At 64.7% G+C, this 23,322-nt stretch carries 20 protein-coding genes; 12 read left to right on the top strand and 8 right to left on the bottom strand.

Annotated elements, in window-relative coordinates; translation table 11 throughout:
- Positions 1–48: 48 nt before the first annotated feature.
- A complete protein-coding gene (locus FJ418_RS05115; RefSeq protein WP_348643080.1) occupies positions 49–1,728 on the bottom strand; it encodes a hypothetical protein in 1,680 nt (559 codons plus the stop codon).
- Between the two features lie 337 nt (positions 1,729–2,065).
- On the opposite strand from FJ418_RS05115, the gene FJ418_RS05110 reads away from it, so the two are divergent.
- The 4 genes from FJ418_RS05110 (at position 2,066) to FJ418_RS05095 (ending at position 4,913) form a co-directional block, all read left to right on the top strand.
- Positions 2,066–2,347 carry a DUF4242 domain-containing protein gene (locus FJ418_RS05110; protein ID WP_140864020.1) on the top strand — a complete coding sequence of 94 codons (282 nt, stop codon included), beginning with the start codon at positions 2,066–2,068 and terminating at the stop codon, positions 2,345–2,347.
- A 16-nt stretch (positions 2,348–2,363) separates the two neighbouring features.
- Positions 2,364–2,879: a hypothetical protein gene (locus FJ418_RS05105; protein ID WP_140647318.1), complete on the top strand. Its 516-nt coding sequence runs from the start codon at positions 2,364–2,366 to the stop codon at positions 2,877–2,879.
- A gap of 77 nt (positions 2,880–2,956) precedes the next feature.
- Complete coding sequence (locus FJ418_RS05100; protein WP_181166837.1) at positions 2,957–3,202, top strand: DUF1127 domain-containing protein; 246 nt, start codon at positions 2,957–2,959, stop codon at positions 3,200–3,202.
- Positions 3,203–3,320: 118 nt separating this feature from the next.
- On the top strand, positions 3,321–4,913 hold the full coding sequence (locus tag FJ418_RS05095; protein WP_140864018.1) for a peptide chain release factor 3: 1,593 nt from the start codon (positions 3,321–3,323) through the stop codon (positions 4,911–4,913).
- A 72-nt stretch (positions 4,914–4,985) separates the two neighbouring features.
- Here the strand turns inward: FJ418_RS05095 and FJ418_RS05090 are convergent, their stop codons facing one another.
- Entirely contained in the window at positions 4,986–5,453 is a 468-nt protein-coding gene (locus FJ418_RS05090) for a VOC family protein (protein WP_140864016.1), read from the bottom strand.
- A 249-nt stretch (positions 5,454–5,702) separates the two neighbouring features.
- On the opposite strand from FJ418_RS05090, the gene ilvD reads away from it, so the two are divergent.
- A complete protein-coding gene (ilvD, locus tag FJ418_RS05085) occupies positions 5,703–7,547 on the top strand; it encodes a dihydroxy-acid dehydratase (protein WP_140864014.1) in 1,845 nt (614 codons plus the stop codon).
- Positions 7,548–7,592: 45 nt separating this feature from the next.
- On the opposite strand, the gene FJ418_RS05080 is transcribed toward ilvD, so the two are convergent.
- A complete protein-coding gene (locus FJ418_RS05080) occupies positions 7,593–9,347 on the bottom strand; it encodes an ABC transporter ATP-binding protein (RefSeq protein WP_140864012.1) in 1,755 nt (584 codons plus the stop codon).
- Between the two features lie 174 nt (positions 9,348–9,521).
- Here FJ418_RS05080 and FJ418_RS05075 point away from each other — a divergent pair, with 174 nt between their 5' ends.
- Both FJ418_RS05075 and FJ418_RS05070 read left to right on the top strand, forming a co-directional pair.
- Entirely contained in the window at positions 9,522–10,802 is a 1,281-nt protein-coding gene (locus FJ418_RS05075; protein ID WP_140864010.1) for an amidohydrolase family protein, read from the top strand.
- Positions 10,803–11,169: 367 nt separating this feature from the next.
- Positions 11,170–12,093, top strand: coding sequence for a DMT family transporter (locus tag FJ418_RS05070; protein ID WP_140864008.1), 924 nt, complete (start codon positions 11,170–11,172; stop codon positions 12,091–12,093).
- On the opposite strand, the gene FJ418_RS05065 is transcribed toward FJ418_RS05070, so the two are convergent.
- The gene (locus tag FJ418_RS05065) at positions 12,090–12,992 is read right to left on the bottom strand and encodes a phosphotransferase family protein (RefSeq protein WP_140864006.1); all 903 of its coding nucleotides are present in this window, start codon (positions 12,990–12,992) and stop codon (positions 12,090–12,092) included. The genes FJ418_RS05070 and FJ418_RS05065 overlap by 4 nt on opposite strands.
- Before the next feature lie 96 nt (positions 12,993–13,088).
- Here FJ418_RS05065 and FJ418_RS05060 point away from each other — a divergent pair, with 96 nt between their 5' ends.
- Positions 13,089–13,721, top strand: a complete 633-nt coding sequence (locus FJ418_RS05060; protein WP_140650236.1) for a class I SAM-dependent methyltransferase — start codon at positions 13,089–13,091, stop codon at positions 13,719–13,721.
- A 15-nt stretch (positions 13,722–13,736) separates the two neighbouring features.
- On the opposite strand, the gene FJ418_RS05055 is transcribed toward FJ418_RS05060, so the two are convergent.
- The gene (locus FJ418_RS05055) at positions 13,737–16,190 is read right to left on the bottom strand and encodes an FAD-dependent oxidoreductase (protein ID WP_140864004.1); all 2,454 of its coding nucleotides are present in this window, start codon (positions 16,188–16,190) and stop codon (positions 13,737–13,739) included.
- The gene (locus tag FJ418_RS05050; RefSeq protein ID WP_140647058.1) at positions 16,187–17,071 is read right to left on the bottom strand and encodes a phosphotransferase family protein; all 885 of its coding nucleotides are present in this window, start codon (positions 17,069–17,071) and stop codon (positions 16,187–16,189) included. Before FJ418_RS05050 ends, FJ418_RS05055 begins: the two co-directional genes overlap by 4 nt.
- 386 nt (positions 17,072–17,457) lie before the next feature.
- On the opposite strand from FJ418_RS05050, the gene FJ418_RS05045 reads away from it, so the two are divergent.
- Positions 17,458–18,222: a DeoR/GlpR family DNA-binding transcription regulator gene (locus FJ418_RS05045; protein WP_140647059.1), complete on the top strand. Its 765-nt coding sequence runs from the start codon at positions 17,458–17,460 to the stop codon at positions 18,220–18,222.
- 19 nt (positions 18,223–18,241) lie between these two features.
- On the opposite strand, the gene FJ418_RS05040 is transcribed toward FJ418_RS05045, so the two are convergent.
- Both FJ418_RS05040 and FJ418_RS05035 read right to left on the bottom strand, forming a co-directional pair.
- On the bottom strand, positions 18,242–19,138 hold the full coding sequence (locus FJ418_RS05040; RefSeq protein ID WP_140864002.1) for an NAD(P)/FAD-dependent oxidoreductase: 897 nt from the start codon (positions 19,136–19,138) through the stop codon (positions 18,242–18,244).
- Positions 19,128–19,577 carry an Rrf2 family transcriptional regulator gene (locus FJ418_RS05035; RefSeq protein ID WP_140864000.1) on the bottom strand — a complete coding sequence of 150 codons (450 nt, stop codon included), beginning with the start codon at positions 19,575–19,577 and terminating at the stop codon, positions 19,128–19,130. The genes FJ418_RS05040 and FJ418_RS05035 overlap by 11 nt, the downstream gene beginning before the upstream one ends.
- A gap of 89 nt (positions 19,578–19,666) precedes the next feature.
- Here FJ418_RS05035 and FJ418_RS05030 point away from each other — a divergent pair, with 89 nt between their 5' ends.
- From FJ418_RS05030 to FJ418_RS05020, 3 genes are all read left to right on the top strand, one after another.
- Positions 19,667–20,578 carry a LysR substrate-binding domain-containing protein gene (locus FJ418_RS05030; RefSeq protein WP_140702570.1) on the top strand — a complete coding sequence of 304 codons (912 nt, stop codon included), beginning with the start codon at positions 19,667–19,669 and terminating at the stop codon, positions 20,576–20,578.
- Between the two features lie 132 nt (positions 20,579–20,710).
- A complete protein-coding gene (locus FJ418_RS05025; protein ID WP_140863998.1) occupies positions 20,711–21,865 on the top strand; it encodes an ABC transporter substrate-binding protein in 1,155 nt (384 codons plus the stop codon).
- A gap of 160 nt (positions 21,866–22,025) precedes the next feature.
- Positions 22,026–23,024 carry an ABC transporter ATP-binding protein gene (locus FJ418_RS05020; protein WP_140863996.1) on the top strand — a complete coding sequence of 333 codons (999 nt, stop codon included), beginning with the start codon at positions 22,026–22,028 and terminating at the stop codon, positions 23,022–23,024.
- Positions 23,025–23,322 lie beyond the last annotated feature (298 nt).

Genomic DNA, 23,322 nt, shown 5'->3' with positions numbered 1-23,322 from the left:
AATTTCCCGTCATGCCACCATGCCGGCTTGACCTCAAGTGGAAGGCGGCTAGGCACCGCCCACCGCTACCGCCTGCGCGCCGGCAATCAGGTCCTTCAGCTCTTCGCAGCGCCGCATGAGCCGGGAAGAGTCGACTTTCTTCGCGACCGCCAGCGCGGTGCCGAGCTCCAGCTCAGCGCCGGAACGATCGCCGATCTTGATGAGCAGCGCCGCGAGCGACAGCCTGGCGTCGGCGACATTGATCGGCGAGCCGATCTCGTTCCAGCGCCAGCATGCGATCTGCAGCTCCCGGGCAGCTTCGGCGAGGCACTCTTCCTGCATGAAAAGCTCCGCCTTGGCTTCCGCGGTCAGCGCCTGGATGGAGGCCATCGGCCAGCGCTGCGGCTGGGTCTCCAATTCGGCGATTACCTCTCTCGCCCGCTCGCGCCGATTGATGCGCGCCGCCACTTTGGCCAGCGTGGCAAGGACCATGCCTCGCCGCTGCAACGTCGGCCAGCCATTGCCCACCAAGGACCGTTCGAGAGCGCTGAAAGCGGCCTCCGCCTGTCCTTGCTCGAGTTGCAGCAGCGCAAACCCGGGCTGCGGATCCCAGCCCGCGGCGTGCGACGCGCGGTAGGCGGTTTCGGCTTCCGTGAATTCTCCGGCCGCGAGGTGAATATCGCCCAGCACGCGCAAGGCATCGCCCGTCGCCCAGGGCGCGTCGAGGGCGAGCTGGTCGAGCGCCGTGCGCACCAACGCCTCCGCCTCCTTCAGCGTGCCATGAACGCCGAGCACTTCGGCGCGGTGCAGCCGGCACGAGCCCGAAAGGTCTTCCAGCCCATGTCCCCTGCACCAGTCCTCATAGCCAAGCGTCCATTGGTTGGCGCGTGACCAGTCGCCGAAATTCCGGCAGGCCCACAGGATGTTGCAGTAGAGGATGCCGCCGACAACCGGGTCGACGTCGCTGGACAGGCCGAGCGCCGCGGCAAAATCCTGATCCTCCTGCCCGGATTTGGTTTCGCCGAGGCAAAGCTTGAAGAAGCCGCGATAGATCAGGCCGAGGGACTCCACGACCGGGTCGCCGAGATGCCTGCCGACCGCGAAGGCTTGCTCGGCGAGCGCAAGCGCCTGCTCCGGCTCGGCTTCCGCGCCCATGATGCGAGCGCCCATCCAGCACCAGAGGCCGTGCTCCCTGCTGTCGTTGGCGGCATCGATCAATTGCGCGGCACGCTTGTGCCAGCCCTTGGCGACGGCAAGTTCGCCTCTCTCGAGATGGATTCTGGCCAGGGTTATTGCCGGCGAAGCCGCGCGCAGGCGCTCGCCGGCGACGCCAAAGGCCGTCACCGCGCGCGCCAGAAGCGGGATCGCTTCGGCCGGCCGCCCCATGCATTCCAGTGCCAGCGCCCATTCCTCGAGATCGGGCGTGAGCAACTCGTCGGCGGCATCCGCTTTTGCGAAGGAAGCCGCGGCCTCATGCCATTTTCTGACTGCAACGGCCGCGCGTGCCGACAGGATTGATGAACCGGGGCTCGAAGGCCCGTTGCCAGCATCGGCCCGCGCCGGCCCGTTTTCCGAAGCGGTCGCCTGGTCGAGGCAAATCCGGTAGCCGAAGCGGGGCAGGTTGCGCAGTGACGTCTCCATACCGCCCTGGCGAAGGATGCCGCGGGCAAGGCTCGCGACGCGCTGCAGCGAAGCCTCGGTCACCGTCACGCCGGGCCACAGCGTCTCAAGCAATTCGTCCTTGCTCATGGCACGGTCCTGGTGCCGCAGCAAAATGGCGATGAAATCGAAGACGAGGGGCTGCGCCTCGATCTCGTTTCCAGCGAGACGAAGGGCACGGGAGTCTTCATTGAGTTCGAAGTCGCCGAAGCAATAAATTCCCATCGGCAGCAATCCCTGTAACGGCAATAGGCAAAAGATCAGAAGAAGATAAGGGCGGCGTAAGGACTGTTGGCCGCCTGTTCCGTAATTCTCCGTCTGCCTGGCGGGCCAAGCCGCAGTTTAGCGCAGCGGCCCCCGGCATGTCACCGGCACCGACCTGATCGGGCGCCCGGGGCATTTGAACCCAGATCAAGGAGATTGCAAAATGCAGAAATACATCATCGAACGGGAGATTCCCAAGGTCGGCACCTTCGAGCGCCAGCAGCTTCGCGACGCGTCCAGGGCCTCGAACGCCGTTCTGGCCGAGCTCGGTCCGGACATCCAGTGGGTCGAATCCTTCGTGGCCGACGACAAGACCTTTTGCGTCTATCTCGCCAAGGACGAAGCGATCATCCAGCGCCACGCCAAGATGAGCGGCTTCCCGGCGACGAAGATCACCGAGGTCAAGCGCCTGTTCGATCCGACGACGGCTTACGCCACCGCCTGACCGGGAGGGATCGATCGTGAAGCGCTTTGCGGAAATCGTCCTTGCGGTCGGCGCCTCGGCGCTGTTTTACAGCACTGCTGTCGCCCATGACATGCCCGATCCCGTGCTCAACCGGTCCCGGGAAATGGCGGCCAAGTACCTCGACATCAAGGTCGCCAAGGCGGACGGCTACCAGCAGCTGTTCGAATGCACGACGCATGACGAGCACGGCACGATGGGCGTCCATTTCATCCATCCCGCCCGCGCCGGCGACGGCAAGCTGGTGCTCGGCGAGCCGGACGTGCTGACCTACGAGCCGGAGGCCGATGGCTCGATGCAGCTCGTCGGCATGGAATACATCGTCTTCGAAAAGGACTGGAAGGGGAAAAGCGTACCTGAATTCCTCGGCCGCACCCTGCAACGCAAGACGACGGTGGGCGTCCACCCGGTGGACCCCTACTACGAACTCCACGTCTGGCACTGGCGGCACAATCCGGCCGGCATGTTCGCCGACTGGAACCCGTATGTGAGCTGCGAGCACGACCGGTCCTGACCTTTTGTCGGCAAAAGGCCTTTGGGAGGGCCACCGGTGGCCCTCCCTTCACCGTTTTATCGAAAAGAGATATGATCATGACTATTCTTGTGCAGGAGCGTGCGGCCAGTCCGTCCGTGCTCCGGCGCGCCTTCGCCGTGGCCATCGATATCTGCCATGCCGGCGGAAGTTTCCTTGCGCGCATCATCCGCATCCGCAGGGATCGCGCCCTGCTGGACGAGCTGCCGGACTACCTGCTGCGCGACATCGGCATCGACCGCTCGGAAATCTCGTCGGTCACCTGGTTCGGCAGCAAGGCCGGTAGCGACGGTCCGTGGATTTGAAGGGCCAGCCTCTTTTTCCCGTGGCGCTTCCCGGGTCGCGACCAGCACTCTGCCCAAAACCGTCGACAGGCCGGGAAAGCGCTGCTAGAAGCCCGCGCCACAGACAGGATTCCACGACTTGGCAGAAGACATCGAACAGGCCGTATCGCGCCGCCGCACCTTCGCGATCATCGCCCACCCCGACGCGGGCAAGACGACGCTCACCGAAAAGCTGCTGCTGTTCGGCGGCGCCATCCAGCTTGCCGGCGAGGTCAAGGCCAAGAAGGATCGCATCCAGACGCGGTCCGACTGGATGAAGATCGAGCGCGAGCGCGGCATCTCCGTCGTCACCTCGGTGATGACCTTCGAATATGAAGGCAATGTCTTCAACCTGCTCGATACGCCCGGCCACGAGGATTTTGCCGACGACACCTACCGCACGCTGTCGGCGGTGGATTCGGCCGTCATGGTCATCGACGCCGCCAAGGGCATCGAGCCGCGCACGCTGAAGCTGTTCGAGGTCTGCCGGCTGCGCGACATCCCGATCATCACCTTCGTCAACAAGATGGACCGCGAAAGCCGTGATCCGTTCGAGATTCTCGACGAGATCGAGCAGAAGCTGGCGCTCGACACGGCGCCCATCACCTGGCCGATCGGCCGCGGCAGGACGTTTTCCGGCACCTATCACCTGGCGCTCAATGCCGTGCGCAGGGGTGATGAGGAAATGGAGCGCATGCCCGTCAACGGCCCGGATTCCAACCGCGTCGCCGGGCTCTTGCCGGACAATGAGCGCGAAGCCTTCATCGAGGAACTGGAGCTCGCGCGGGAAGCCTGCCGCCCGCTCGACGTGGAAGCCTTCCGCGAAGGTCATCTGACGCCGGTCTATTTCGGCTCGGCGCTGCGCAATTACGGCGTCCGCGATCTGATCGAGGCGCTGGGCGCCTACGGCCCGCCGCCCCGCGCGCAGGAGGCCGATACCCGCACGGTCGAGGCGACGGAGGAGAAGATGACCTCCTTCGTCTTCAAGATCCAGGCCAACATGGACCCCAACCACCGCGACCGCATCGCCTTCGTGCGCGTCTGCTCGGGCACGCTGGAGCGCGGCATGAAGGCCAAGCTTGTGCGCACCGGCAAGCCGATGTCGCTCTCGGCGCCGCAATTCTTCTTCGCCCGCACCCGCGTCACCGCCGACGAAGCTTACGCCGGCGACGTCGTCGGCATTCCCAACCACGGCACGCTGCGCATCGGCGACACGCTGACCGAAGGCGAGGAGATCCTGTTCCGCGGCGTGCCCAATTTCGCGCCGGAAATTTTGCGCCGCGTGCGGCTCGGCGACGCCATGAAGGCGAAAAAGCTCAAGGAAGCGCTGCACCAGATGGCCGAGGAGGGCGTCGTCCAGCTGTTCTCGCCCGAGGACGGCTCGCCGGCCATCGTCGGCGTCGTCGGCGCGCTGCAGCTCGACGTCTTGAAGGAGCGGCTCAACATCGAATACACGCTTCCTGTGGATTTCGAGATGTCGCGTTTCTCGATCTGCCGCTGGATTTCGGCCGACGACAAGGCGGAAGTGCAACGCTTCATCGAGGCGCATCGCGGCGACATCGCCCGCGACCTCGACAACGATCCGGTGTTTCTGGCCCAGCACGCCTTCTCACTGAATTACGAGGCCGAGCGCTGGAAGGCGATCCGCTTCGCCACCGTCAAGGACTACCAGGTCCGCGACAAGGCGGCGTGATTCTAGTGAGTAGTGAAGTAGTTGATTGGTAATTGGAAAGAGCTGGCATCACTACTCACTACTCACTAATTCTCATCCCCTTGCCGCCGCTTCGATCTTGTCGATCTCGATCTTTCCCATCTGCATCATGGCGTCCATCACCCGCCCGGCCTTGCCCCGGTCGGGGTCCATAAGCAGGCGCGGCAGCTGTTCCGGCACCACCTGCCAGGAAACGCCGAACTTGTCCTTCAGCCAGCCGCAAGGTCCGGGCTCGCCACCTTCGCTGAGCCTGGTCCAGAAATGATCGACCTCTTCCTGCGTCTTGCAGTCGATCGATTGCGATATGGCTTCGGTGAAATTGAATTCCGGTCCACCATTGAGCGCCTGGAACGGCACTCCGTCGAGCTCGAACGTGGTCACCAGCACCTTGCCCTCGTCACGATGGCCCTTGGGCCAGCGCATGATGCTCAGCACCTTCGAGTTCTTGAAGATGGAAATGTAATGGTTCATCGCCTCTTCGGCCTGGCCGTCGAACCACAGGCAGGTGGTGATCTTTTGCATGTGTTTGTCCTCCGAATGCTTCTTTTGCGGTTACCGTCAAACGGCTGGCCGCGAGAAATGGTGCCATGCCGTCTGCCCAAGGACGGCCGGGCGGGCCGCGATCCGACACAGGCTTGCTGTTTTTCCGCAAGAATCTGGCGCAGTGCAAAATGGTGGTCATGCCGGGCCGTGATCGCTATAACCGCTGCCGACTAAAATTTGAGCGCCGCCCGCCGCGCATCGGCGCGGCCAGCCAGCAAGGACAGTTCGATGCCTGCCTATCGTTCCCGCACCACCACCCATGGCCGCAACATGGCCGGCGCCCGCGGCCTGTGGCGCGCAACCGGCATGAAGGACAGCGATTTCGGCAAGCCGATCATCGCCGTGGTCAATTCCTTCACCCAGTTCGTGCCGGGCCACGTGCATCTGAAGGACCTCGGCCAGCTTGTCGCGCGCGAGATCGAGAAGGCGGGCGGCGTCGCCAAGGAGTTCAACACCATCGCCGTCGATGACGGCATCGCCATGGGTCACGACGGCATGCTCTATTCGCTGCCGTCGCGCGAGCTGATCGCCGACTCGGTCGAATACATGGTCAACGCGCATTGCGCCGATGCCATGGTCTGCATCTCCAACTGCGACAAGATCACCCCCGGCATGCTGATGGCTTCGCTGCGCCTCAATATCCCGACCGTCTTCGTCTCGGGCGGACCGATGGAGGCCGGCAAGGTGGTGCTGGCCGGCAAGGCGCAGGCGCTCGATCTGGTCGACGCCATGGTCGCGGCTGCCGATGACAAGATCTCCGACGAGGACGTCAAGGTCATCGAACGCTCGGCCTGCCCGACTTGCGGTTCCTGCTCCGGCATGTTCACCGCCAATTCGATGAACTGCCTGACCGAGGCGCTGGGCCTGTCTCTGCCCGGCAACGGTTCGACCTTGGCCACCCATGCCGACCGCAAGCGCCTGTTCGTCGAGGCCGGCCATCTCGTCGTCGATCTCGCCCAGCGCTATTACGAGCAGGACGACGAAACGGCCCTGCCGCGCAGCATCGCCTCCAAGGGCGCCTTCGAGAACGCCATGGCGCTCGATATCGCCATGGGTGGTTCGACCAACACGGTTCTGCACATCCTCGCCGCCGCCCATGAGGGCGAGGTCGATTTCACCATGGAGGACATCGATCGGCTGTCGCGCAAGGTGCCTGTGCTTTGCAAGGTCGCGCCAGCCAAGTCCGACGTCCACATGGAGGACGTCCACCGCGCCGGCGGCATCATGGCCATTCTCGGCCAGCTCGACGAGGCCGGTCTGATCAATCGCGACCTGCCGACTGTGCACACGGCGACCCTTGGCGAGGCCCTCGACCATTGGGATATTTCGCGCACCTCTGCCGAAAACGTCCGCGACTTCTTCCTGGCCGCTCCCGGCGGCGTGCCGACCCAGGTGGCCTTCAGCCAGGACCGCCGCTGGGACGAGCTCGACACCGACCGCGAGAAGGGCGTCATCCGCTCGGCCAGGACGCCGTTCTCGAAAGACGGCGGCCTTGCCGTGCTGAAGGGCAATCTGGCGCTCGACGGCTGCATCGTGAAGACCGCCGGCGTCGACGAATCGATCCTGAAGTTCACCGGCCCGGCCCGCGTCTTCGAAAGCCAGGACGCCTCCGTCAAGGCGATCCTCGGCAATGAGATCAAGGCCGGTGACATCGTCGTCATCCGCTATGAGGGACCGCGCGGCGGCCCCGGCATGCAGGAGATGCTCTATCCGACCAGCTACCTGAAGTCGAAGGGCCTCGGCAAAGCCTGCGCCCTGATCACCGACGGCCGCTTCTCCGGTGGCACGTCCGGCCTGTCGATCGGCCACGTTTCGCCGGAAGCCGCCGAAGGCGGCGCGATCGGGCTGGTCCAGGAAGGCGACACGATCGAGATCGACATCCCCAACCGCACGATCCGGCTCGCCATCAGCGACGCCGAGCTTGAAGCGCGCCGCACGGCGATGAATGCGAAAGGCCCGGATGGCTGGAAGCCGGCCGAAAAGCGCAAGCGCAAGGTGACGACCGCGCTGCGCGCCTACGCCGCCTTCGCCACCAGCGCCGACAAGGGCGCTGTGCGGAAAGTGCCGGAGTGATGAACGCCTCTCCTTCTCCCGCAAGGGGAGAAGGAGAGCGCCGCGCTACGGCATCAGCTGATATTCATAAAGTTTCTGGTAGAGCCCGCCCTGCTTGAGCAGGGCCTTGTGCGGGCCGCTTTCCACCACCTTGCCCTTTTCCAGCACCACGATCGTGTCGGCTTGGTGCACGGTGGAAAGCCGATGCGCGATCACGATGGTCGTGCGGCCGACGGTGAGCTGCTGCAGCGCGTCGCGGAACAGCGCTTCCGACTCGGCGTCGAGCGCGCTGGTCGCCTCGTCGAGCAGCAGGATCTCGGCGTTGCGCAGCATGGCGCGCGCGATCGAGATGCGCTGGCGCTGGCCGCCGGACAAAAGCGAACCGTTCTCGCCGACCTCCGTGTCGTAACCCTTGGTCATGGCGCTGATGAACTCATGCGCGTTGGCGGCCTTGGCGGCGGCGATCACCTCTTCGTCGGTCGCGCCCTCGCGGCCGAGGCGGATATTGTGCATGACGGTGCCGGCAAACAGGAACGTGTCCTGGCTGACATAGGCGATCTTCTGCCTGAGCGAATCGAGCGTCGCGAACGAGATGTCCTGGCCGTCGAACATCACCTTGCCGGTCTGCGGGTCGTACATGCGCATGATCAGGTTGAGGATCGTCGACTTGCCGCTGCCGGACGGCCCGACCAGCGCCGTCATCTTGCCGGCCTCGAGCGTCAGGTCAAAACCTTCGAACACCGGCGGGCTTTCCGGATAGGCGAAGCTCACATTGTCGAACCGGATTTCGCCCGGGCCGGGTTGCAGCGGAGTGGCGCCGGGTTTCTCGGCGAGCGTCAGCGGCCGGTCGGCGAGCTGGAACATCATGCGCACGCCGACGATGCCGGTCTCGAGCGAGATGCGAACGCGGGCCAGGCGCTTTGCCGGCTCATAGGCCAGGAGCAGCGACGCGATGAAGGCCATGATGTTGCCCGGCATTTGCCCGCCCTGCAGCACCAGGAAGCCGCTGACGAAGACCGCCCCGGCGATCGCCAGGCCGGCAAGCGTTTCCATCACCGGACTGGTGGCGGCCTCCAGTGTTGCGATGTTGTTGGCGCGGTTCTCGACATCGGAGACGGCCTTGTACATGCGTTTGCGCATCGCGCCTTCGAGGTTGAAGGATTTGACGACGCGCACGCCGATCGCCGTCTCCTGCATCACATGCACGATCTGGCCAAGCGACATGAATTCCATGGACGCGATCTTGCGCACGCGTTTCAGGATGCGGTTGACGCCATAGATCGCCACCGGCCCGACGGCAAAGCAGATCAGCGACAGCCACGGCTGTTGCCAAACCATGACCGCGACCAGCACGATCAAGGTCACTAGGTCGCGCACATAGGAGGTGACGACGAGGTCGAGCACGCTGCGCGCGGCCTGAGCGTTGTTGGTCATGCGGGCGATCAGGTCGGCCGACGAGGTCGAATGGTAGAATTCGATGCCTTGCGCCAGGATGCGATCGTAGATTTTGCGCTGCCGGTCGGCGATGATGGCGTTGCCGACACGGCTCATGCAATAGGCCTGCACGAACGTTGCGAAGCCCTTGAGCAGGAAGATTCCCGCGACGCTCGCCGCTATCATGTTGACACGGTCGAGCCTCTTGAAGACGACGAATTCGTTGGTGATCTCGCGCAGGATCCAGGCGCTGGCGCCAGTCATGGCGGCCACCACCAGCATCGAGACTATGGCTGCGCCATAGCCGAATCTATGCTCGTGGAAGGATTCCCTCACCAGCCTTGCGATGAGGCGCTGGTTTTCCGTGGAACGGAAGAAGCGAAACAACGGCCGATCCTGAGTCTGGCTGCGAGAATTTCGGATTCGCCACGAGGGCGAGAGGCGGCTTATAGAGCGAGTTGCGGCGCGATGGAACCTTTCGGCTGCCGGGGAAAGAAAAGGCTGCGCCAGGCTGTCTTTTCGGCCACGATGATTGCCGATTATTGAAAAGGGTGACGACAGATGGATTTCGACCTCATCGTGCGCGGCGGCACGCTGCCGGACGGCAGGATTGCCGATATCGGCATTGCCGGCGAAACCATCCGGGCGGTCGAGCAGAAACTGCCGGGCTCCGCGCCGACCGAGATCGACGCCAGCGGCAATCTGGTCTCGCCGCCCTTCGTCGATCCGCATTTCCATATGGATGCGACGCTGTCCTACGGCATCCCGCGCATCAACGCTTCCGGAACGCTGCTCGAAGGCATTGCGCTCTGGGGCGAGTTGAAGCCGCTCCTGACGCATGAAGCGGTGCGCGAGCGCGCGCTCGCCTATTGCGACTGGGCGGTGTCGATGGGCCTGCTCGCCATCCGCAGCCATGTCGACGTCTGCGACGACCGGTTGCTCGCGGTGGAAGCGCTGCTCGATGTCAAGAAAACCGTCGCACCCTATATCGACCTGCAACTGGTCGCGTTTCCGCAGGACGGCCTCTATCGCTCCCCGACGGCGCTGAAGAACACCATCCGCGCGCTCGACAAGGGCGTCGATATCGTCGGCGGCATCCCGCATTTCGAGCGCAGCATGGCCGATGGCACGCGCTCGGTCACGGAGCTTTGCGAGATCGCGGCCAAACGCGGCCTGATGGTCGACATGCATTGCGACGAGACCGACGATCCGCTGTCGCGCCATATCGAGCAACTGGCCTATGAAACGCAGCGCCTCGGGTTGCAGGGCAGGGTGGCCGGCTCGCACCTCACCTCCATGCATTCGATGGACAATTACTACGTCTCGAAGCTTTTGCCGCTCATCGCCGAGGCCGGCGTGTCGGCAATCCCCAATCCGCTGATCAACATCATGCTGCAGGGGCGCCACGACACCTTTCCGAAGCGGCGCGGCCTGACCCGGGTCAAGGAGATGCAGGCGCTCGGCATCCGCGTCGGCTGGGGCCAAGATTGCGTGCTCGACCCCTGGTATTCGCTAGGCACCGCCGACATGCTCGACGTCGCCTTCATGGGCCTGCATGTCGCGCAGATGTCGAGCCCGGCCGACATGGCGCGCTGCTTCGACATGGTGACCAACGTCAACGCCGCCATCATGGGACTGGACCATCTGGGTCTCGCGGTCGGCAAGCGGGCGAGCCTCGTCGTGCTCGATGCCGGCAATGCGATCGAAGCCGTTCGCCTGCGCCCCGAGCGCCTCTGCGTCATTGCCAGGGGCAAGGTCGTGGCCGAGCGGACCAGGCAGGAGACCAGGCTTTCGATCGCGGGCAGGCCCGGCCAAGTGAACCGCAGGCATAAAACAGCGTAGATCTCTGCCTCCCGGTTTGACCAGTCACCTGGGCCGGCGAGGCAAGTATCATGAACGGTTCGCTATTGGCTGAAACGCTCGTCACTTCGTCATTCTATGGCGAAGCAAGGAGCGAAGCGACGCGGCGCAGACCATAGAATCCATTCCGTGACGTACGAGCTTTGCGGCGGTCCAGAATGGCCTCCGTCCTGCGCCGCCTTCGCTCTTCGCGCGAGGTCACGGCATGGATCCTCCTCGGGTCTGCGCGTCCGCTTCGCTCCCGCTCCGCCCGTGGATGACGAAGTTCCAGCGCTTCGGCCAGCCTCGATTTCCGCTGGTCTTACGGATTTCCCTCGTCAAACCGGCTGCTTGCGGCTAGGGACCCGGCATGGCCCTGTCCCTTGCGCGCAATTTCACGATCAGGAACATGTTGCTCGCCGGCATCCTCTTGATGCTGGCTGGCGACTTCATGTTCGCGCTGAACGACGCGATGGGCAAATGGCTGGTCGCGAGCTTCTCCGTCGGACAGGTGGTGCTCATCCGCTCGATCGGCGCCTTCATCGTGCTGGGTCCGATGATCGCCAACCAGGGCACGGCCAGGCTGTTTCACATGGACCGGCCGGTTTTGCAGTTCCTGCGTGTCGTGGCCACCACAACCGATACCGGGCTGTTCTATGCCGCGGTCGTCTACCTGCCGCTGGCCGACGTGATGAGCTTCTACATGGCCGGGCCGATCTATGTCGCGGCCCTGTCGCATCTCTTGCTCGGCGAAAAGGTCGGCTGGCGCCGCTGGCTGGCGATCCTGGTCGGCTTCTGCGGCGTGCTGATCATCCTGAAGCCGTCCTCGGCGGCCTTCTCGTTGTCTTCGGCCTTCGCGCTCGTGGGCAGCATCGCCTTCGGATTCGCCATCATCCTCGGCCGTCTCCTGCGCGGCACCAGCGACACGAGTTTGGTTACCTGGCAGACCATCGGCACGCTGATTGTCGGCGGCCTGCTCACCATCGGCGCCTGGCGCACGCCGTCGCCGCTCGATTTCGGGGCCATGCTTTTGCTCGGCGTCGTCTCTTGCGCCGCGCATCTGATGATCACAAGGGCGCTGAAGCTGGCGCCGGCCTCGACGCTGGCGCCGCTGCATTACACCCTGCTCCTGTGGGCTGTGGTCTTCGGCCTCGTGTTCTTCGGCGATGTCCCGGGGCCGCGTATCCTGGTCGGCGCGGTCATCGTCGTGCTCGCCGGCCTGTTCATCTTCCATCGCCAGAAGGTGGTGGAGACCGAGGTGCCGCCGGAGAATGTGCCGAAGGGCGTGAACTAACCCGCACGTATCGCTGCCAGATGCCTGGAGAATTCCGTTGTCTCCATCAACGCCTTGCAGCGGGCGAAGCGGCCGTCGGCATAGGCTCGGAAATCGTCGGCCGGATTGTCGTTGGCGAGCTGGATCAGTCCCCAGAGCGTCCAGAGCAGATCGCACATCGCCTTGTAGATGACGATACGTCCGCGCTCCGCCGGCCTCGCCTCGCCGCCGAAATAGGCGTGCATCAGTTCCTCGTCCTGGCCGACATCGAATTTGCCCTCGACCGAAAGGTCGCCGAGGTCCCACAGCGGATCGTTCATGCCGGAATATTCCCAGTCGACGATCCACATCCGATCGCCGGTATCGAGGAAATTCTCGCACAGCGGGTCGCAATGGCAGGCGGCGAGCGGGATTGCGTGCGCGGCAAGGGCCGCGCGCACAGCTTCCGCCTCGCGCACCACGTCGTGATAGCCGGCGGGCAGCGCCACGTCCTTGGTCGACAAAACCTTGAGATAGTCGTCGATCATCGCGAACAATTCGAAGCGGAAGGGAAAGACCGCGCCGGAAGAGTGGAGCTTGTGGAAGGCCTGGCCGGCCCGCGCCGGGCTGCCCGGCCGCGCCTTGAATTTTTCGGGCGACATCGTCTCGGCGCCAGCAATAAAACGCGTCGCCATCAGGCCGGACGCCGGATCCGCGTAGAGCACTTCGGGACTGACGCCGGCCCTGGCCGCCTCGCGCGCCGCCACCGCCTCGTTGGCGCGGTTGATATATTCTTGCGTGCCCTTGCCGGGAATGCGCAGACACGCTTCGCCGGCCCTGTAGACCATGTTGGTCAGGCCGCCCAAACGCTGCAGCGGTCCGTCATAGCCCGCCAGCGCCGGAATGGCGGCCAACGCGGCGCGCGCCTCGTCCATCGTCATCCCCTTTACCATCACACGATGTTTTATAGCGGAACGGTTCCACAGTTTTTGCCGCTTGGCTACCATTGCGGATACGAATCGGCGGCGGGAGCAGAAATGGCGGACGGCAAGCACAGCGGCTCGCTAAGCGCGGCCTACGCCGCGAAGCGGCCTGAGGAAGTGGCGGCGATCTATGACAGCTGGTCCGAGACCTATGACGCCGACATGTCGGCCGCCGGCTACCGCCACCCGACGATATGCCTTGCGCTGCTTGCCCGGCACCTGCCGCGCGGCGCCGAACCCTTGCTCGACGCCGGCGCCGGCACCGGCCTGATCGGCGAATGGCTGGCCATCACCGGCTATCCCAGGGTCGAGGCGCTCGACATCTCGCAAGGCATGCTGGACAAGGCAGGCGCGAAGGGCGTCTACACGGCGCTGCATCGCCTGGCGATGGGCGACGCTTTGCCCTTCGCCGGCGGCGCCTATGCCGGCATTGTTTCGGCGGGCGTCTTCACCTCGGGCCATGTCGGGGTCGAGGGACTGGACGAGCTGATCCGCATCTGCCGTCCAGGCGGCGTCATCGTGCTGACCGTCAAGAACACGCTGTGGCAGGCCGGCTTCGCCGAGCGCATCGCCGGGCTTGAGGCTCAAGGCAGGTTGAAGCGTGTCGAGGAAACGGCGCCCTATGCCTCGATGCCGGGCGAAACCGATACCGTGCCGAGCAGGGGGCTTGTGCTGCGCGTCAGCTGACCCGCTCTGCGTGGATCAGGCCCTTATCCTTGCTCCGGCCGGGTCATACATCGGCTCGAGATGGATTTTTGCCGGCGTGCGTTCCATCGCCACCACCAATTCGTAGTCGCCAGAGGCAAGGAACTCGTCGCCGACACCGTCGGCATTGCGCACATAGCCGTAGCCGATGTTCTTGCCCACCGTGTAGCCGTGGCCGCCGCTGGTGAGGTAGCCCACCGGTTCGCCATTGCGCAGGATCGTCTCGCGCCCGACCAGCACGATCTCGGGATCGTCCACGGTGAAGCCGGCAAAACGTTTCGTCGGCGCTTTGCCGGCTGCTTTCCCCAGCGCCCTGCGTCCGACGAAGTCGGTGTTCTTGCGAAGCTTCACCGCCCAGCCGAGCCCGGCCTCCAGCGGCGTGTCGTTCGGCGTGATGTCGGAACCCCAGGCGCGGTAGCCTTTCTCCAGTCTGAGCGACTCCAGCGCGCGGTAGCCGACCGGGCGAATGCCATGCGCCTTGCCCGCCGCCATCAGCGCGTCGAAAACCTCGCCGGTGGCGGCGATCGGCGCATGCAGCTCCCAGCCGAGCTCGCCGACATAAGTGACGCGCAGCGCCTTCACGCTATGGCCGGCTATTGCGATCTCGCGCGCGTGTCCGAAGGGGAAGGCGGCGTTCGAGACATCGGCCTCCGTCACCGCCGACAGCACGTCGCGGGCGCGCGGCCCCATCAGCGACAGCGTGCCGAAATCTTCCGTGACGTCCTTCAACCTGGCGTCGAGGCCCGAGCCGATATGGTCGCTTATCCAGGACAGATCATGCGTGCGGAAGCCGGTGCCGGTGACGATGTAGAACCGCTCCTCGCCGAGCCGCGACACGGTGAGGTCGGCCTCGATGCCGCCGCGCGTGTTGAGGAGCTGCGTGTAGGTCAGCCGTCCGACCGGCTTGTTGACGTCGTTGGCGCAGATCCAGTCGAGCGCCTTCAGCGCGTCCGCGCCGGTCAGCTCGTATTTGGCGAAGGAGGACTGGTCGAAGATGCCGACCTTCTCGCGCACATGACGGTGTTCGTCGCCGACCGGGCCGAACCAGTTCTGGCGGCCCATCGAATAGACGTCCTCGGCGGCCGCGCCGTCCGGCGCGAACCAGTTCGGCCGCTCCCAGCCGAGCTTGGAGCCGAACACGGCGCGGTGCGTCTTCAGCCGCTCATAGAGCGGCGAGACGATGCGCGGCCGTCCTGTCAGATACTCCTCGTGCGGGAAGCCGATCGTGTAGTGCTTGCCATAGGCTTCCAGCGTGCGGTCGCTGACCCAGTCGCGGTCGCGGTGCAGGCCGGAGAAGCGTCTGATGTCGACCACCCAGAGGTCGAGCGGCGCCTCGCCGTCGACCACCCATTGCGCCAGCACCCAGCCGGCGCCGCCGCCCGACGCGATGCCGAAGGCGTTGAAGCCGGCGCCGACGAACATGTTGGCGCATTCGGGCGCGACGCCCAGGATGAAATTGCCATCCGGCGTGAAACTCTCCGACCCGTTGATCATCTGCTTGACGCCGGCGGTTTGCAGAGCCGGAACACGCGCGATCGCCTGGGTCATATGCTGTTCGAAGTGATCGTAGTCGTCGTCGAACAGGCGGAATTCCCAGTCGTTGGGGACGTCACCCCCTGGGAGATCGGTCGTCCAGGCCTGCGGGTTGGGCTCATAGCCGCCCATCACCAGCCCGCCGACCTCTTCCTTGAAATAGGTGCGGCGGTCGGGGTCGCGGATCGTCGGCGCGTCGTTGGCCAGCCCCTCGATCTTCTCGGTGATGATGTACTGGTGCTTGACCGGCTGCAGCGGCACGTTGATGCCGGCCATCGCGCCGACCTGCCTTGCCCACTGCCCGGCGCAGTTCACCACCTTGCCGCAGGCGATGTCGCCTTTTGAAGTCTTCACCGCCGTGATGCGGCCGTCCTTCATCGCAAAGCCGGTGACGCGCACGTCCTCGAACAGTTTCGCGCCATGCATGCGCGCGCCCTTGGCGAGCGACTGGGCGATATCGGAGGGGCTTGCCTGCCCGTCGGTCGGCAGCCACGAGGCGCCGACCAGATCGCCGGTCTCCATCAGCGGCCACATGCGCTTCACTTCCGCAGGCGACAGAAGCTGCATGTCCATGCCGAAGCTTTTTGCCGTGGTCGCCAGCCGCTTGAATTCGGTCCAACGGTCGGCGTTCGTCGCCAGCCGCAAACAGCCGGTCATCTTCCAGCCGGTCGCCAGGCCCGTCTCGGCCTCCAGTCCCTTGTAGAGATCGACGGAATATTTGAGCACGCGCGTGATCGAGGCCGAGGAGCGCAACTGCCCGACCAGTCCGGCGGCGTGCCAGGTCGAGCCCGAGGTCAGCTTGCCCTGCTCGAGAAGCACCACATCGGCCTTGTGGTCGCGCGCCAGATGATAGGCGGTGGAGCAGCCGATGATGCCGCCGCCGATGACGACGATTTCGGCATGGCTGGGCAAAGTCATGACTTGGTCCCGTATTTCGTCCAGTAATTCTCAAGCGCCGCGTCGAGCCGGACGAGGTTTTCCTCGGTATAGGCGACATAGTCGATGCCGGGCGCGTCGAGATAAAGCTCGGAGACCATGCTCCACATCGCCTCGCGCAGCAGCGAGGCGCATTGCATGGCGGCATGCGAACGGCGGATTTCGCCATCCGGCTCCTTCATGAAATAGGCGGTCAGGAAGGCGAAGGATTCGTCGTTGCTCATGCCGGCATTGGACGCGACGCCGGCGAGGTCGAACATCGCCGTGTTGAAGCCGGCATACTCGAAGTCGATCAACCACAGCCGCTTGCCGTCGTCGAGAATATTGGCCGGCAAAAGATCGTTGTGGCCGAAGACGATCGGCAAAAGCTTCTGCGCCCGCTCGAGCTCGTCGGCGAGCGAAAGATAGCGCGGCAACTGATCCTTCTTTCGGCTGCCGCCTTCGTCCAGCGTGCGCGCATAGTCGCGGATGACGTGGAACACCCAGAACATGAAGCCGGCGCCGGAGACGTGGTTCGGCATCTCGCGATGGAAGCCGCGCAGCAGAGCCGCCACGCTGCCGAGATTGGCGCGCACATCCTCTCCGAGGAAAGTCTTGGCTCCAAGAAATTCCGTCACCAGTATGCCGGGCTCGGCATAATGCACGGCCGGCGCGAAGCCCGCCGCATGCGCTGCCCGCGCCGTCATCACCTCGCGCTCGCGAAAGACATGGTGGAACGGGAAGTCCTGGCCGAAGCGCACGACATGGCGCCCGGCCGCATCCGTGACGACAAAATTGGCGTTGCTGAGGCCGCCCGGCAGCGGCTCGATCTCGATGCCGCCGTTCCAGCACGGCAGGGCGCGGATGCGGTCTTCGGCGTTCACGGCTTCGTTCCGGCCTCAGCCGGCCCCGCCCAAAACAAGGATGGCAAAAAATGAAAAAGCCTCGTCGGTGCGAGACGCCAGGATCGGTATCCCGCACCGCACCGACGAGCCCCTTGGCCAGGTATGATATCCCGGCATCCGCCCCCGCGGATTCGACAAAAGCTCGCGCCTGGCTGGTTCCAGGCGATCTGGTCACTAGGCTGCGGCTCTGCCATCACCCTCCCGCGGCAGTTCCGAGCCCTGTCACAAGGTTAATGTCATGCCAGGGTGGCAGAGCTGTCAATCAAAAGCTGTGACTTTTTTTGGGTGTTTTGCCCGAAAATATAAGCGACTCCTTTCAAAGCGTTGCCAAAGCCTTAAATTCGGTCAAAGTGCCGGACATCCACATGATCCATTCGAAACGGCATGGCGAAATCCTGCGGCTCCTCAACGAGGAGGGCACGATCACCATAGCCAGCCTTGCCGAACGTCTGGGCGTCTCGCTGGAAACGGTGCGGCGCGACGTCAAGCCGCTGGCCGACGACGGGTCGGTGCTGAAGATGCATGGCGCCGTGGGCCTTGCCTCGATGGTGGGCGAGGCGCCGTTCGAGCGGCGCATGCGCGAAAATGCCGAAGCCAAGCGCCTGATCGCCAGGATGGTCGCGGCCACGATCCGCGATGGCGAGGCGATCATGCTCGACACCGGCACGACCACATCCTTCCTCGCGCGAGAGTTGCTCGGCCATCGCCGGCTGACGGTGGTCACCAATTCCTCCGACATCGCCCGCACGCTGGCGACGGTGAACGGCAACAAGGTCTATATGGCCGGCGGCGAGCTGCGCAGCGATTCAGGCGCGGCTTTCGGCATCTCGGCGATCGAGTTCGTCAGCCGCTTTTCGGTCGATCACGCGGTGATTTCGATCGGCGCGGTCGACGCCGCCGCCGGCCTCACCGACTACGAGCTGGAAGAGGCGGAATTCGCCCGCATGGTGCTGTCGCGTGGCCAGCGCTCGCTGGTCATCACCGACCATACGAAGTTCGGCCGCCAAGGACTGGTCCGGGTCTGCGGCTTCGACGGCTTTTCCGAGCTCGTCACCGACCAGCCGCCGCCACGCGACATAGCCGCCGCGCTGAGCCAGGCCGGCGCCCGGCTCAGTATTGCCGCAGCCTGACGCGCCCAAGGAACCAGAGCTAACCGAACACCAGCGACTGGTGCGCCGCAACCCCGGCCATCGCGCCGCCCGACACCGCGAAGGCGATGTTGTGCATCAGGCGCGCGGCGTCTCCAGCCGCGAAGACGCCGGGCACCGATGTCTGCTGCTTGTCGTCCACGACGATCGCCCGGCCAAGCGGGCCTTCGTTGAAGGTGCAGCCCAGCTGCTCGGCGAGCGGACTTGCCATTTCGTTGCGCGGCGCGGTGAACAGCGCCCGCACGCTTGCGCTGCGATTACCATCCAGCCTGACGACCAGACCGTCGGCGCCGTTGTTGTGCACTTCCGCCACTTTAGCCGGCTCGAACCTGATGTTGCGCTTCTCCAATGCCCGCGCCTGGTCCGTGTCCGGTTCGAACAAGCCGTCAGCGAACAGCGTGACGTCGCCCCAGTCGGAAATCAGCTCGGCCTGGTGCAGCGACATCGGTCCGGTCGCCAGCACGCCGAGCGGCCCGCCGGCCACTTCGTAGCCGTGGCAATAGGGGCAATGCAGCACCGTCTTGCCCCACTGCGCGGCAAGTCCTGGAACGTCCGGCAGGATGTCGCGGACACCGGTGGCGAGCACCAGCCGTGTCGCGCCGAAGCCCTCGCCATTGTCCATCCGGACCTCGAAGCCGGCGCCGGCAGCGGCGGCCCGCTCGGCGCGGCCGTCCATCACCTTGACGGTGGGATAGGCAAGCAACTGTGCCCTGGCCTCGTCGAGGATGTCCGACGGCGCCCGCCCGTCCTGGCCGAAGAAGCCATGCGAATGCTCGGCAAAGCGGTTCCGCGGCTGCCCGGCATCGATCATCAGCACCTTGCGCCGCCCGCGCGCCGCGTACATGGCGGCGGAGAGGCCGGCAAAGCTGCCGCCGACGACGATCACATCATACTGCATGGCTGGATACTCCAATCAGGTCATAACGGCGGCGGAAGTCGGCCGTCAGGTCGGCCAGCGTGATATGACTGAGCCGCTCAGCGAGCAGCCTTTCCGCCTCCAGGCGAAAATCGTCGAGCACGGCGATCACCGCCTGCTCGACCAGGCACCCGGGACTTTCCGGCTCGGTGCTGAACGGCAGCAGCGTTTCGCCGAGCGCGGCGCTGATCTCGGCCAGCGAGATCTTGTCCGGCGCGCGGCCGAGCTGCCAGCCGCCGCCATGGCCGCGCGACGAGGTGACGATGCCGGCCTCGCGCAAGCCGGCGACGGTGCGGCGCACGACCACCGGATTGGTGTGGATGAAGCCGGCCAATTGCTCCGAGGTCAGCGCCCGGTCGGGCGCGTCGGCCATGTGGACGAGGATATGCAGGGTCGAGGACAGTCGGCTGTTGCGCTTCATGTAACTTAGATAGTTACGAATAGAGCGGCCGTCAAGTTTTGGACCTTGCCCACTTCCCAGCACCGCATTGGCCGGTGTTTAGTCCGGCCATGGCTTTCACCATCCGCCAATTGCAGTTCTTCGTCGCCGTCGCCGAGCAGGGCACCGTCTCGGGCGCCGCGCAGAACCTGTCGATTTCCCAGTCCTCGGTCACCGAGGCGATCAAGGAATTGGAGAGCGATCTCGGCGTCGAGCTGTTCGAGCGCCATCCGCGCGGCCTCAACATCACCCACAAGGGTCACCAGTTCCTGCGCCACGCGACCAAGATCCTGGCCGATGTCTCCGATGCGCGCCGTTCCTTCTCCAGCGAGCAGGCCGCCGCGGGCGGCCGCCTGCAGCTCGGCGTCACCTCGCTGGTCGCCGGCTATGTGCTCTCCGATCTGCTCGCCCGCTACCGCCGCGCCTATCCCGGCGTCGAGGTTTCGGCCATCGAGGACAATGGCGACTATCTCGAGCACCTTCTGGTCGGCGGCAAGCTCGATATCGCCGTCATGGTGACGTCCAACCTGCGCGACCGCACGGCGCTGCAGTCGGAAATCCTGGAAGTCTCGGCTTACCGGCTGTGGGTTCCACTCAGCCACAGGCTCGCCAGCGCCGACATCATCTCGATCGGCGATATCGCGTCCGAGCCGCTGATCATGCTCACCGTCGACGAGATCGAGGAGAACACCGGCAAGCTGCTGTCGGCGATCGGCGCCCGGCCGCATGTCGCCTTCCGCACCCGCTCGGTCGAGGCGGTGCGCAGCCTTGTCGCCACCGGCGCCGGCGTGGCGCTGCTGCCCGACCTTGTCTACCGGCCCTGGTCGCTGGAAGGCGACCGCATCGAATCGCGCGACGTTTCCGGTTCGCTGCCAGTGGTTCAGGTCGGCACCGTCTGGCGCCGCGGCTCCGGCCTGCCGCAGGCCGCGCGCGACTTCATCGGCCTCGCGCAATCGCAGCGTATGGTGCGCCAACGACTGTGATACACCTATCGGTAAAACCGATATCGGCTTTCTGATAAATGAATTTGCGAAACCGGATTTTTCACAGCACCTTCCGTTCAGGGAACAAAGCCGCGCCCTGAGAGCGCTGCCCCTAGCAATGGGAGATCGATGATGAATGCATTCCTGAAGTCGTGCACGGCGCTGACAGTCGCGCTGACTTTTTCCAGTCAGGCCATCGCCCAGGTCAAGGAACTCGGCAAGGGCGAGGGTGAGGTCAACATCGTTGCCTGGCCGGGCTATATCGAGCGTGGCGAGACCGACAAGGGCTATGACTGGGTGACGGCTTTCGAGAAGGAAAGCGGCTGCAAGGTCAACGTCAAGACCGCCAACACCTCGGACGAGATGGTCTCGCTGATGAACGAAGGCGGCTTCGACCTCGTCACCGCTTCGGGCGATGCCTCGCTGCGCCTCGTCGCCGGCAAACGTGTCCAGCCGATCAACACCGATCTGATCCCAAGCTGGAAGACCGTCGACGACCGCCTGAAGGATGCGCCCTGGTTCACCGTCGACAAGGTGCATTACGGCGTTCCCTATCAGTGGGGCCCGAACATCCTGATGTACAGCACCGACGTCTTCAAGGAAGCGCCCAAGAGCTGGAATGTCGTCTTCGAGGAAATGAAGCTGCCCGACGGCAAGTCGAACAAGGGCCGCGTCCAGGCCTATGACGGCCCGATCCACATCGCCGACGCCGCCAACTATTTGATGTTCCACAAGCCGGAACTCGGCATCAAGGACCCTTACGAGCTCAATGAGGATCAGTACAAGGCGGCGCTCGATCTTTTGCGCACGCAACGCACGCTGGTCGGCCGCTACTGGCACGATGCCGCGATCCAGGTCGACGACTTCCAGAACGAGGGCGTGGTCGCCTCGGGCTCATGGCCCTATCAGGTCAACACGCTGGTCGCCGCCAAGAAGCCGGTCGCCTCGACCGTGCCGGAAGAGGGTGTCACCGGTTGGGCCGACACCACCATGATGGAAGCCGACGCCGCTCATCCGAACTGCGCTTATATGTGGCTCGAGCATTCCTTGTCGCCGAAGGTCCAGGGCGACGTCTCGGCCTGGTTCGGCTCGCTGCCGGTCGTGCCCACCGCCTGCAAGGGCAACGACCTGCTCGGCGAGGAAGGCTGCAAGACCAACGGCTACGAGAATTTCGACAAGATCAAGTTCTGGAAGACGCCGGTGTCGAAATGCGCCAGCCAGAACGACCAGTGCGTGCCTTACTACCGCTGGGTGTCGGACTATATCGGCGTCATCGGCGGCCGGTGATCTCCTAGTCCTCCCCTCCGGGGGTAGGTTCGAGATGCAGTGTCGGGGTGGGGGCGATCCCCACCCCGAGGTTGAACCGCGACCTCTCGCGGGGAGGTGGTTCGCCGCGCGAATTTCCCAGACCCGGCTATAGACAGCCCGGCTATAGACAGACAGGCCCATGATCTCTGCCGTTTCCTTCAAACAAGTCTCGCGCCATTTTGGCAACGTGCGCGCCGTCGACGCCGTCGATCTCGACATCGTACCGGGCGAGTTCTTCGCCATGTTGGGGCCGTCAGGGTCCGGCAAGACGACCTGCCTGCGTCTCATCGCCGGCTTCGAGCAGCCGACGGCCGGCTCGATCTCCATCTTCGGCGCGCGCGCCGAGGGCGTTCCGCCCTATCGCCGCAACGTCAACACCGTCTTCCAGGACTATGCGCTGTTCCCGCATCTCAACGTGCTCGACAACGTCGCTTACGGCCTGATGGTCAAGGGCGTCGGCAAGGCCGAGCGGCTGAAGGCGGCGGAGGAAACGCTGTCGCTGGTGCGTTTGCCGGGCTATGGCGCGCGCCGCCCCGGCCAGCTATCCGGCGGCCAGCGCCAGCGTGTCGCGCTTGCCCGCGCGCTGGTCAACCAGCCCAAGGTGCTGCTGTTGGACGAGCCGCTCGGCGCGCTCGACCTCAAGCTGCGCGAGAACATGCAGGAGGAATTGAAATCGCTGCAGAAGGTGCTCGGCATCACCTTCGTCTTCGTCACCCACGACCAGGGCGAGGCGCTGTCCATGGCCGACCGCGTCGCCGTCTTCAACGATGGCAGGATCATGCAGGTCGGCACGCCGGAAGATATTTACCAGCGCCCGAACACACGCTTCGTCGCCGATTTCGTCGGCTCGTCCAACGTGCTGCCGCCGGATTTCGTCCAGCGCTATTCCGGCCAGCATCGCTGGGGGAGTCTGCGCCCGGAGTCCATCCGCATCTCCAGCGCGGCCAGCGGCGACGGCGTCGCCGCGCGCCTTGTCGGGGCCAACTACCTCGGCGCCACGACAAGGCTGGCGCTCGACGCCGATGGGTTGCGGCTGCACGCGGTGGTGCCGGCCGGCACGGCGCTGCCGGCGGAAGGCGAGGCTGTGATGCTGACCTTCAACCGCGAGAGCCTGCATCTGATGGACGAGCCGGCATGACCGTGCTCGGGATAGTGGCCAGTCAGGCAGGCGAGGCGCTCTACGGCGCCCCCCTCTGGCCTGCCGGCCATCTCCCCCACAAGGGGGGAGATTGGCTGTTTCGGCGCCCCACGCATCCTTCCGACGTTGGTGACTGGCGAAATCGCAGGCGACGGCTGATCTCCCCCCTTGTGGGGGAGATGTCCGGCAGGACAGAGGGGGGCGCGAAGGATCTCGGCTTCCCCCGCAATGCCCTTCAACACGCGGGGTCTCCATGACCGTCGCCGCTGTTCAATCCAACCCCACCCCCGCCATCCTG

Origin of the sequence: Mesorhizobium sp. B2-8-3 (genome assembly GCF_006440815.1) — a bacterium.
In the GTDB taxonomy this organism is placed as follows: domain Bacteria; phylum Pseudomonadota; class Alphaproteobacteria; order Rhizobiales; family Rhizobiaceae; genus Mesorhizobium.
This window is presented reverse-complemented; position numbering and strand designations above follow the sequence as displayed.